The 12,515-nt window shown below is 44.6% G+C and carries 7 protein-coding genes; all 7 read right to left on the bottom strand.

Annotated features, from left to right (window positions below; genetic code table 11):
- Window positions 1-138: 138 nt before the first annotated feature.
- Window positions 139-2,043 carry an EAL domain-containing protein gene (locus QUB10_RS23960; protein WP_333205735.1) on the bottom strand — a complete coding sequence of 635 codons (1,905 nt, stop codon included), beginning with the start codon at window positions 2,041-2,043 and terminating at the stop codon, window positions 139-141.
- A gap of 1 nt (window position 2,044) precedes the next feature.
- The gene (locus tag QUB10_RS23955) at window positions 2,045-4,843 is read right to left on the bottom strand and encodes an ATP-binding protein (RefSeq protein WP_333205734.1); all 2,799 of its coding nucleotides are present in this window, start codon (window positions 4,841-4,843) and stop codon (window positions 2,045-2,047) included.
- A 1,032-nt stretch (window positions 4,844-5,875) separates the two neighbouring features.
- Complete coding sequence (locus tag QUB10_RS23950; RefSeq protein WP_333205733.1) at window positions 5,876-6,457, bottom strand: Uma2 family endonuclease; 582 nt, start codon at window positions 6,455-6,457, stop codon at window positions 5,876-5,878.
- An 85-nt stretch (window positions 6,458-6,542) separates the two neighbouring features.
- Window positions 6,543-7,739, bottom strand: coding sequence for an LPS export ABC transporter periplasmic protein LptC (lptC, locus tag QUB10_RS23945; protein ID WP_333205732.1), 1,197 nt, complete (start codon window positions 7,737-7,739; stop codon window positions 6,543-6,545).
- 176 nt (window positions 7,740-7,915) lie between these two features.
- Entirely contained in the window at window positions 7,916-8,521 is a 606-nt protein-coding gene (locus QUB10_RS23940; RefSeq protein WP_006631885.1) for a LabA-like NYN domain-containing protein, read from the bottom strand.
- A gap of 105 nt (window positions 8,522-8,626) precedes the next feature.
- On the bottom strand, window positions 8,627-10,219 hold the full coding sequence (gene metG / locus QUB10_RS23935) for a methionine--tRNA ligase (RefSeq protein ID WP_333205731.1): 1,593 nt from the start codon (window positions 10,217-10,219) through the stop codon (window positions 8,627-8,629).
- 838 nt (window positions 10,220-11,057) lie between these two features.
- A complete protein-coding gene (gene hrcA, locus QUB10_RS23930; protein WP_445300785.1) occupies window positions 11,058-12,200 on the bottom strand; it encodes a heat-inducible transcriptional repressor HrcA in 1,143 nt (380 codons plus the stop codon).
- Window positions 12,201-12,515 lie beyond the last annotated feature (315 nt).

Raw genomic sequence — 12,515 nt, 5'->3', positions numbered from 1 at the left:
TTTTGTTGCCGAGTTCAATCTAAAAAAAACCGGAATTAAATATGGTATAAACAATTACTTAACATTGAGTTCGTATGATGATGAGAGTAGGCTTTTTGCCCTGTCCCACAAGAGTTTCATAAAATTTATCGAGGCAAACTAGATGTCAGGCCAGCTTGCTAGCCCTACTTTTAAGCCTAATAATTCGGTTGCCTTTTCGCTGTCTACAGGCTTAGAAAATAAATATCCTTGCCCCAACTCACACCCCAACTCTCGCAGTTTCTGTAGCTGTGTTGGCGTTTCTATGCCTTCTGCCACAATATCCATACCTCGGCTGCGAGCCAGCGTCACAATTGTCTGGATAATTTCTACGCCGCTGTTGTCTAACCCAATGCGGCTCACAAAAGAGCGGTCAATCTTTAAGGTATCAATGGGAAACTCGTGTAAGCGGCTTAAAGAAGAGTAGCCCGTGCCAAAGTCATCGATACACAACATAAGGCCTAGAGCTTTTAGCTGCTTCAACATCTTTTCTTCCCTGGATACTGTTTCCAAAATGCAGCTTTCAGTAATCTCTAGTTTGAGACGGTAGCTGGGAAAGCCAGTCTGCTGCAAAATCTCCTCAATTCGATTGAGTAGGTTTGCTTGCTTTAGCTGCACGGGGGAAAGATTGACATTAATCGCCAAGGGAGGTGTTTGGGGAAACTGTTGCTGCCAAATATTGATCTGGTGACAAGCTTCCTGCAAAACAAACCACCCCAATTCATTGATCAAACCAGTTTCTTCAGCCACAGGGATAAACTCAGCAGGCGGGTAGATGATGCCAGATGGGTGATGCCATCGCACCAAAGCTTCAAAGCCACTCAGTTGCCCCGTAGAAAGGGAGACAATTGGCTGGTAGTGAACGCAAAATTCTTGTAGCGCGATCGCCCTTCTCAAGTCGTTTTCCAACTGCAACCGCGTCATCGCCACAGTTTGCATCGCTGGATCGAAAACTTCGTAACGCCCTCTACCTTGAGCTTTAGCATAATACATTGCGATATCCGCATCTCTGAGCACGTCTTCTGGGCGATCGTAACCCATTGTGCTAAGGATAATTCCCATGCTGATCTCGGTAAATACTTCATAATCATTCAAATTAAACGGCTGCCTTAATTGATTTTGGATGCGTTCAGCAACCCTGCTTGGTTCATCAATATCTTTAATATCTTCCAGCAATATCACAAATTCATCTCCTCCAAACCGCGCAACTGCATCTGTATGGCGTAAACAAACTTGCAGTTGACGAGCAACGCTTTTTAGTAATTGATCCCCAACCAAATGCCCGAGGCTATCATTCACTACTTTAAAGCGATCGAGGTCAATAAATAATACCGCATATAGATAATCTTCACGTCTGTACGACAAGTCGATCGCCTGTTGCAGCCGATTCATAAACCAAGCGCGGTTAGGCAAACCCGTTAGCGCGTCGTGAAAAGCATAATGTCCTAATTTTTCTTCTCTTTCCAACAACTGAACTTGAGCCTGTTGAAGCTCGTTCACAGCTTGTGTAAGTTCAGCAGTTTGAGAAGCCACCCGTTCCTCTAACTCAAAAGTGAGTTTCTGCAAGGCCGCTTCCGCCTCTTTTCGCGCTTCAATTTCCTGTTTGAGAAGCACATTTTGCTCTTCCAGCGTCTTGGTCAAATTTCGCAGTCTCAGGTGTAGTTGCACGCGGGCTAGGACTTCCTCTTGCTGAAAGGGTTTGGTGATATAATCTACTGCCCCCATTGACAAACCTTTAACCTTATCCACGCGATCCGTAAGAGCTGTCATAAAAATCACAGGGATATCTTTCGTTGCCACCGATGCTTTTAAGCGGTAGCAGGTTTCAAAGCCATCTATCCCCGGCATCATCACATCTAACAATATGATATTTGGCGAAACTTCTTGTAACTTCTCAATAGCACTTTCCCCATCCTTAGCTACTAAAACCTTAAAGCCTGACTCCTTCAAAAAATCGAACAAAAGTTTTAGGTTATTCGGGTTATCGTCAACAATTAAAATTACATTGTCTTTTTGGTTGAGCATTTTATTCCCCCAAATGTTTTTTTACAAAAGCTAGTAGTTCTTTTTCTTCAAAATTTTTGGCAAATTGCAAGATTTTATTAGCAAAGGGTAGATAGTTGCCGTCTATCTGCTTGAGTCTATCGGCTTCCTGCTCAACCACTTCAATATCGCCAATCCGAGCTGCATTAAACAGCGCTACCAGCTCTGTTGATGGCGGTATCACCAGCTCACCACTCTGAACATTTAATAAATTAGTGAAACCTTCCTGCTGTGCGATCTTCAAATCCGCAGGTTGGTCGTAAATCCATTCTATTTGTAAGTAATTTTTTAATACTTCTAGCAATTCTTCTACTTGGATAGGCTTTGACAGGAACTCGTTACAACCTGCTTCTTGGCTATTTTGGCGATCGAATTCAAACACGCTGGCGCTGGATGCTATCAATATTACATCCTTAAAGTCTGATGACTTTCGGAAGCGTCGCGACATTTCAAATCCATCCATTACTGGCATCACTAAGTCTGTGATAATCATATCTGGTTGAAAATCAATGGCTTTATTTAAACCCTCTTGTCCATTACAAGCTTCCATGATTTTAAAACCTAGTGGTTCTAAAAAGCTTCTAATAAAACCTCTATTTTCTAATCGGTCGTCTACTAACAAAATTTTATTTTTATTGCCTTTAAAACCTGTTAAATTAATTGAAGTATTTGGCGAAGGTTGAGTAATAAATTCAGATGAGGGATTCAACTCTAAATCAAAAGAAAAAATGCTGCCTTGACCGAGTATACTTTCGACTTTTATTTCGCCTCCCATCAGTTGAACAATTTTCTGTGCGATCGCTAATCCCAACCCAGTGCCTTCTGCCTTCTGCTGGCTATTTCCGACTTGTTCAAACGGTAAAAATATTTTTTCTAACTGTTCTGGTGCCATTCCAATCCCCGTATCTTGGATATGGAAACGAATTTTAGTAAGTTGTGATTGGTCAGAGTCTTCCCCCGTACCTATTACGCCTACCTTAAAAATAACACCTCCTTTTTCTGTAAATTTAATAGCATTGCCCAAAAGGTTAATCAAAACTTGGCGCAGTCGTTTTTCATCAGCATATACAGCGTTAGGAAGTTGATTTAATACTTGATAACTAAAGGTAATTTCTTTTTGTTCAGCTCGGATGCGACACATTTCCACAACCCCGATCAAAAAGGAAGAAAAATTAAAACTTGAGCTGTCAAGTTCCATTTTACTGGCTTCAATTTTAGAAATGTCTAAAATATCGTTAATCAGCGTGAGTAAGTGCGAACCACACTGGTGAATAATGTGGATAGCATCTTTTTGTTTAGGAGTGGTAGTTTTATCGCGTTCCATAATTTGAGAGTATCCTAGAATTCCGTTCAAGGGTGTGCGGAGTTCATGGCTCATGTTGGCGAGGAATTCGCTCTTGGCATGGTTAGCAGTATCAGCGGCAATTTTTGCCTCTTTTAGCTCACTTGTTCGTTCTTCTACTCGATTTTCTAGCTCTGAGTTGGTCTTTTCTAAAGCAGCAAAAGACTCGCGCAATTGCTGTGCCATTTGGTTAAAAGATTGAGCGAGAACTCCCAGTTCATTTATCCCATTTACGTCTACTTTTTGGTTTAATTGACCACTAGCGATCGCTCTACTCGCTTTACTCAAAAGAAAAATAGGATGGGTAATCCAGCGGGAGGCGAGGATTCCTAACAACGTCGCTAGCACTAACGCTAAAACGCAGAGTAGGATAGTGCTACGGGTATTGGCATTGATTTCCTCCATAAAGTCGGCTTCTGGAACGACTACAACAATCAGCCAATTAAGGCCTCGACCATCTTGGAATGGGGATACTTGCACGAATTCCCGCTGACCATCTAGCATGAAGTCTAGTTGCTGGTTGCTGTCAATTTCGGTCAAGTTACCAAAGCGTTCTATTAAATGTTGCGCTGTACCCTTGATCAAAGGTACTCTGCTTTCAATCGCTTTTAATCTTTGCGTTTTTTGGCGATTTTTGCTGTTGATAAATGGCTTCTCGGCGGTGGAAGAAGCCACTAGCAAGCCAGAGCGTTCGATGATGAAAGTCTTGCCCGATTTACCAATTTTTAAAGTTTGGAGAAAGTCGCCGATTTTTGAGAGAAACAGATCGGTACTTACAACTCCTCTAAAAATGCCATTTTTATCGTAAACAGGCTGACTAGCGGAGATTCCTAGGCTAGGTTGAATAAAATATTGATAAATTTTATTCCACTGGGGTTTGCCGGCAACTTTTGCAGCTTGATACCAGGGTCGAATGCGGGGATCGTAGTCTGGGTGGGTCTCCTTAAACTGAGTCGGGTTGCCCTCTCTATCTACCTTGACGATCGTATTGAGAAAATTAGTAGATCGATCGGTTATTTCAATAACCACACTGCCATCATCCTTATATCCAGCACCCGCGTATTCTTTTTTTTCCCCTCCAAAACTGATGTAACTAACAGTGGAAAATTGCTTGAGCTGCCAGTAGAAGTAGCTTCTCATAGAACCCATATTGTCTGGATTCCACAACCCAAAGCGGCCAATGGCATCGACGCTGATGGCATTGATCAAATGGGGCGTTTCCAAGTAAGTGTTTAATTGTTGATTGATGCGGGCGACTACCTCCGTTCGTAATTGGCTAGTAACATTGTTGACGGCAGTTTTGCCGTTGCGTAGCGAGAGCCAACCTGTCAGCCCCACAGCAGCGAAGATTTGCAGGACGAATGGTACGACTAAGACGAGGCGCAGCGGGATTTTTTGAGGGCTTTTTGCAAGTTCATTCTCACTTGCGATTAGTGTCATGGCGGAGTCATTTTAGTATTTGGATTATTTCAATAACAACAGTCGCTCACCCTTGGTCATTTAAAGTCAGCTCTAGGGAAATTATTGATTCCGTCTCTCTTGAACGCCAATTGGTTTAATGATATCTTATTGTTGAATAACCGGGCCCAAATGAGCGGCTAATACTGATACAGTTTGCAAATTCATGAAAAAAAACAGATCCCCCATTTGAGACGAAATCTCCATAAATGTCAAATGCTATATTTTGCTTGGGGTTGCAGTGTAAGCCTACCTGCAGATTTCACGGATATTGAGTACACCTTCATTGACTTGTAGGTCTTGACCTCAATAATAAGTGATCTAAGCATACAATTATAGTCAGGACTTACGAACTATAGGGTCTGAAACCCAGCTTCCCCGTGCTGCCCTAAAAAAGGGGGAACTTGAAAGCCCTCTTGGAAAAAGGGTTTGGGGGTTCTATGCGTAACTCTTAAGCTTACGCCAGCTAAATTGCGCTTTTTTTTCAAGGGGCTCTCTGGCCCGTCCCACAAGGATTCTCAAATAGAGGAAATGGCAACCTAGATGCACAATAACTTAATAGTCGATCGTGCATAGTGCCTAAAGCAACCCTAAACTCAACACTTTGACGGGGAGACAAGCAGGTTAAAAGCAAAGCTGCGTCAGGGTTTTGAGTTAATTGACCAAGCGAAAATATCTTCCCAGGCGTGAGTCAATAAAAGAGAGTGGCGAGATCCCTTGAATCAGTTTCAAGGCTAGCTTGGACAATCTTATGAGTCAATAAGCCTGTCAATAATCCCCTATCTTTTTTGAGGTTCAGGGGCTTTAATGCTTTTACAATCAAGGTTTCACAGGCGTTGTCACCCCGCGAAGTATTTTTACTTACTACTGTCTCGGACGATCGACTTCGCTCCGCTATTGCAGTGTATGCTGCCCGTTGGGATGTGTTGTATTCAGGAACTTTAGTCCTTAGTAACTAAAAGGTTTAAGAAAAGGCAGAAATCATTATTACAAAATTAATTTCACAATCAAATTCTATTGAATAGCTTGCCTGAATTCCCGCATTGCCTGAAGGTGATTTTCAATATTAATACACCGCGCCAATAATACAATATCTAAGTCTGGCAGAACTTGAGAGCGATCGACCTCTGTATATCCATCAGCCCCCAACGAATACATACGAAGTGCGCCATTTTCCCAAAACCAAACTTCAGGAATTTCCAGGCGTGTGTAAGCTTCCAACTTGTTAATACCGCCGCTAGTCACCACCACTTCCACCGCCAAATCAGGAAATTCTCGGTTAGCTCCCAATTTATAGGATTTATCAGCTTCTCGCTTCACCAGCCCCGATGGACTTTCCAGCGTCATCGAACCAGTAGGCTGATAATCAATTCCCATTTGAAGCAGATAAATATCTAGTAAAGAACCAATTCGTTCTTTAATCGTTTCATGTTTTTCTCCAGGCATACGTCTAATCTCCAACACCCCATCTAAAAACGATAATCTCACCCCTGGGCGTGAGAGCAACTGTTCAACCACTTTAAACTCTCTCCAACTCAGCTCGTCAATTAAGATAGGTTCATCAAGCCCTTCTAACTTTTCTAAAGTTGTCGTCATCCCAACCCCTCCTTACTCAATCCAATCTTAATTATATCTGCGTTCATCTGCGTTAATCTGCCGACATCTGCGATCGCAATCCCATCTACTGTCCCAAAGTTCCCTTGTACTCATCCGGTACAAATTCCGTAACTACTTGACCGCCGCCACCGTCGCCTTTGACAATCACAGTTTGATTTTTCAACTCTCCCGCCGCCCTCGGCCCTGTCAAATTAAACACCGGATTTAGCTGCCGGTATACCACATTTCCTTCCGCATCGAACGTCTGGTTAGTTAAATACCACGTTACGCGATCGGTATTTAATTGAGCTTGACGTTTTTCCCCAATTCCTACCACATTTCCCGTCAAATAAAAAACTTTTTTCTCTAAATCTCCCCGCCCCGTATCGCCAGTCATCGTCACCTTTTCCATGCGGTGAAAAACCTTCACAGGCCCGGGCGATATCACCGATTGCGCCGGAAAATTCCAACTCATCAAACTGCTTTCTATTTGCAGCGGCGGGTCTGATGGCATCAACTGAGCGTTTTTTGTCAGCGTCGCAATCTTGGTTTTTAAGTCTACATCTACTTGGTCGGCAAAACCGCTGTCTGTGACTATTTTATCTTTGTATCTGTCAATTTGAGTCGGTTTGGCGCTGTTTACCTTTTGTTGATCCACAAACCACACTAAGTGCTCGGTTCGCAATTGCAAAACCGGATCTTTAACATTCGCCACCACAGAACCGAATAACTCCATTCTCTTAGCCCTGCTGAAAACCCGCGCTTCCTTCGCTGAAGCCGTCACCTGTTTGTTCTCTCCAGTCAAATTATTGCGGACAACTAAAACATCTTCCTTCGGCCGCCACTCCAACTCATTTCCCCGCAATACCACTCCATTTTTCAGGTCTTTAGCGACTATGTTACCTTTGAGAAAAACCTGATTTCCTTCCTGAAATACCTGCCCGGTTTCTCCCTGAATGTCGTAAATTTCTTTGCCGTCCTGAAACAATTTGCCCACTGGTTTCTGAACGTTAACTATCTTTTTGTCTTTGCTGTAAACGGCATTTTGCGAGTTTACTTTCCAGAACGTCTCGCCCTTTTCGTTTGCTTGTTCTAGGGTTACTTTGTTCAAAGTTAAAGTGCTGTTTGACTGTTGAGCGGTTTTGAGATCCTCCGCTAATTTGTTCTTTTGAGTTTCTTGCGGAACCGCACAAGCATCAATCCCCAAAATCAGTGCTGGTAAAAATAGTAGCACTATTTTTGAGGATTTCATATTGGGAATTTGGGATTTTAGATGAATCATTGGTTATTGGGAATTGGGAATTGGTAATTGGTAATTAATAATTGGCTCTTGAAAAACACTTAATCAAAAATTAAAAATGTGTCATGTTTGGTCTAAATTTTTAACTTTTAATTCTCAAGGATTCAACCCATTAACCATCACCCATTACCCGTTACCCATTACCCATTACCAAATCCCTATCTGTCGTCGTGTTCCTCCATCAAGCTCAGACCCGACAAAGGGCGGTAAGCATAATTAGGGCGCGATGTTTTTTGGATGTCGTCCTTAATCATTTCCAAATCGATATAGCGATCGGCTACATTAATCAAACTGTCGCTCGTCATCGATCGCAAACTCACCACCTCAACCCGCACACCGCGATAGCTCACAGCATCCACAGCATAAGCCAAATCGCCGTCACCGCTGACCAGAACCGCCGTGTCGTAAGACCCCACTAAAGCCATCATATCCACAGCGATTTCTACATCCAAATTCGCCTTTTTAGAACCATCTGGCAACTGTACCAAATCCTTAGAAATCACCCGGTAGCCGTTGCGGCGCATCCACAGCAAAAACCCCTGCTGTTTCTCGTTAGTGCGATCGACACCCGTGTAGAAGAAAGAGCGCAGCAGCCGCGATCCCGCAGTTAAACGGCACAGCAGCTTAGTATAATCAATCTCAATTCCTAACTGCAAAGCCGCGTAAAAAAGGTTAGAACCGTCAATAAAAATTGCCACTCTACCACGATTTTCTAGTACCTGTTCCGGCGTAAAAAGGTCGTTGCTTTCTATTCTATTCAACATGATTGTTATGCCTCGATTTTTATGAAAGATTGGTAAGGAAATAACTGCTAATTCGTAGTCTGTCATAACACCCAGAGCGCTGGCTGCCAACTATGAAGGTACTGTTTACAGCAGTTCGAGCCGCTTAAAAACAGGTTGGGGTTCCCCCAGAGTTTGGTTTGCCGGCAAAGCGCCCCAGGCAGCATGAGCTGCAAAATTCGCTAAACTGTTAACTGTAACTCGATCGTTAAAGTCAATTGAAAAACCTAGCTGTTGATAGATAGCGTTGCTGATATTGGGAATAATCGGCGACAAAAGGTAAGATGCTAGTCTAACAGATTCCAGAACAGAATATAGCACCTGTTCGACACTTTCGATCTGTCCCTGCTTGTACAAACTCCAAGGTGCTTGCACGTCAATAAACTTGTTCCCGGCTCGCACTAATGCAAGCACGGCTTCGCAAGCCTTGCTAAAAGCCAACTCTTCGTAAAAACCCGCTACTCGATCGCCCAAATCCAGGCTCATAGCCTTGAGAAGGTTGTCGCCCTCAATGTTTTCTCCCAACACATTTGGTACGCAGGCACCGCAATATTTGCGAGCCATGTTTAACGTGCGGTTAAGCAAATTTCCCAAATCATTTGCTAGCTCAGCATTCAATATATTGATAAACCGAGTTTCGTTAAAATCGCCGTCCTCTCCGAACTCAATTTCTTTGAGGAAATAGTAACGTACTGCATCAGCACCGTATTTGTTGACCAATTCGACAGGGTTTAAAGTATTACCCTCCGTTTTCCCCATTTTTTTGCCGTCTTTGGTCAAAAACCCGTGTGCGAAGACGCGACCCGGCACCTGCAGATTCGCTGACATCAGCATTGCCGGCCAGTAAACTGCGTGGAAGCGAAGAATATCTTTGCCGATCAAGTGCAAGTCAACCGGCCACCATTTAGATAAAGCATTCTCCAAAATCGGGTCGCTGTCCGGATCTAGCAAGGCGGTGACGTATCCCAGCAAAGCGTCAAACCAGACGTAGATGCTGTGACTGGGGTCAACTGGCATTGGCAGACCCCATGCGAGATTCACTCTAGAAATGGAAAAGTCTTGCAGTCCAGAGTTGACGAAACTGAGCACTTCGTTGCGGCGGCTTTCCGGCGCGATGAAGTCTGGACGTTCTGCGTACAATGCCAGCAGTTGGTCTTGATACCGCGACAGACGGAAAAAGTAATTTTCCTCGTCGCGCCACTCAACTTCCTTGCTGGTGTGGACAGAACACCGATTTCCCGGCAACAATTCCCGTTCATCCTTAAATTCTTCACACGAGACGCAGTACCAGCCTTGTTGCTGGTTCAAGTAGATGTCGCCGGAGTTCCAGACGCGCTGGAAAAATTCTTTGACAATGTACTCGTGGCGCCGCGAAGTTGTGCGGATGAAGCGATCGTACTGGATAGAGAGTTGCTCCCACAGCGCCTCAAACGCCGGAACCACTGAATCGCAGTGAGCTTGGGGCGATCGTCCCAAACTCTCGGCTGTCCGCTGAATTTTCTGCCCGTGTTCGTCCGTCCCCGTAACCAGCAAAACAGATTTGCCCCGCAGCCGCTCAAATCGGGCTAGGGCATCCGCAGCCATAGTCGTATAAGCGCTGCCAACGTGAGGTAAATCGTTTACATAATACAGAGGCGTTGTGATCGCAAAGGTATTCTTAGTTTTATCAGTCGATTTCATTGAATGCTAAAAGAAAATTCCCTAAATTTCGTTTCGATCTTAACTCAGCGGTTAAATTTTTTATGGAGTGGCAATCAAGCCAAATTCACTGCAAGTTATTTGCAATTGTCTAACCCGGGCTATTCCCAAAAGAAATATTGCTTTCCTATCCACACTAATCTTTTTTAGTTGTTTTTGACGAACTCTCTAAAATGTCTTAATATTTTGACCTTCTGCTGCCTTGGGAATCGACGCTCCTGGGGTACGCGGCTCATCTATTCATTGGTCGTAGCCGCTATCCCTAGAGCGGGTTTAGCAGCTCACCCGGTTGGCAACAAAACTCGTCAGTTGGGCTGCTAAACCCGCCGTTCGACTAACGCTCCGCGATTACTTTCTGTGAATGCCCGATCGCTCACCATCGCCATCTCTTTCTCGCGATCGCTGGAAAGTCGATCGCCCGCCACTCCTGCCACTTTCCGAGCCGCTCATGGACACAGAAACCGGGTTGTTTACGAAACTCTCTTGTCAACCGCGAAGCTTTAGTTTCTTGCCCCAAAAAGAGTATCAAACCCATATTCCGCACCCTCAACTGTCACTATCGGTTTTTACTTATTTTGATTTAGCAATAAAACTTTAAATCATACTATAATACCGTAGATTAACGGATAAAAAGCTTTTTAAAAGCATAATTTGTTACTTAGAAGATATAGTTTTCTGCGTAATTATGCTGTATGACACCCCAGGGTGTGGAATGTGGGATAAAAGCCTAGTTTTTTTGTCACCAAACCCGGTTTTTAAAGGTTGCGAGTACATCCACAGACAATAAAACCCCAAGCCAGTTAAGCTTGGGGCTATCAAATTAGGGTGCATCTAACAACGGATTATCCGATCGCCCTCGATCGCCATCAGGAAAACTCACTCGATTTCCGCCAATAGCTTCTGACAAATAATCCGCCGCAGCTTCCACCACCGCGATCGCATTTTCGTAAACCATCCGCGTCGGCCCCAAAACCCCAACACTACCCACCGGCACCGATCCCCGGCGGTAAGTCGAAGAAATCAGAGTACAACCGCGAATTGGTTCCAAGGAATTTTCCGAACCAATACGCACCGTTACCCGCTTGCCGGGGGTGTCTAACTCAGGCGATTCAAAAATCAAAGGCCAAAGCAGTTCCTGCTCTTGTTCGAGCAATTGCACCAGGGTTTGAACTTGCTGCAACTGCGAAAACTCAGGCAAGCGCAGCGCTTCTGCTAAACCGCCGATCAGAATCCGCGTGTAGGTTGGATTGCTTTGGCGGCTGCTCAAAGCAGTCAGCATGGTTCCCATCCACTCAGCGTACAGCTCAAAGTCCCGGTCTAACTCGCTCCAGTCTACAGCCGAGATTTCCGAGAGCGATCGTCCCCGCAACTTGCTGTTCAAAAAATTCGACAAAATCTGCAACTGGCGATCGACGATTTCGACATCAGGCGTGTTACCTTCTGCGTCCCTCGGCAACTGCACCAACACCGACTGAGTTTCGTAGGCATCCGTCACCACGATCAGCATCACCTTTCCCGGCTCTAGCTGCACCAGTTGCAAGTGACGCAAGCAAGCCATATTGGTTTGCGGTATGGTGATCATGGCAATGTAACCGCTGATTGTTGCCAGGATTTGAGCAGCGCCACGGAGTGCCGCGTCCATGCGACCGTCCGACCAATTGAGTTGGTCTAGTACCTGTTCCACCTTGCGGGCCAGCGTATCAGACGGCTGAATCAACTGATCTACATAAATTCGGTAGCCGGAGTCAGAGGGGACTCGTCCTGCCGAAGTGTGGGGCTGATAAAGCAGTCCAGCTTTTTCAAGAGTCCCCATCGCATTGCGAATTGTAGCTGGGCTGACGCTGAGGTTGAATTCGTCAGCCAAAGCTTTTGAGCCAACGGGTTCCGCTGTAGCTATGTAGTGGCGAACCGTTGCCCAAAGGATGTATTGTTGCCGATCGGTGAGGTTAACGCGCACAGATATTTAATCAGAATTAGAATTTAGAGTTGAAAGCCACTATTTAATCAAAACGTCTGTCCCAAGAGGGCGATCGGGCAGACTTATCTATTTAACATAACAGATTTTAGATTAAGGAAGAAGTCAGTTGTTATTGGTTATTGGTTATTGGTTATTGGTTATTGGTTATTTGTTATTTGTTATTTGTTATTGGTTATTTGTAAGTTTTAATGCCCCATGCCCGATGCCCCATGCCCCATGCCCGATGCCCCATGCCCGATGCCCCATGCCCCACGCCCCATGCCCCATGACCCATGCCCCATGACCCATGCCCCATGCCCC

The organism is Microcoleus sp. B5-D4, assembly GCF_036705145.1.
Taxonomy (GTDB): Bacteria; Cyanobacteriota; Cyanobacteriia; order Cyanobacteriales; family Microcoleaceae; genus Microcoleus.
Note: the sequence above shows the minus strand (reverse complement) of the source record. Positions and strands in the feature narration are given on the sequence as shown.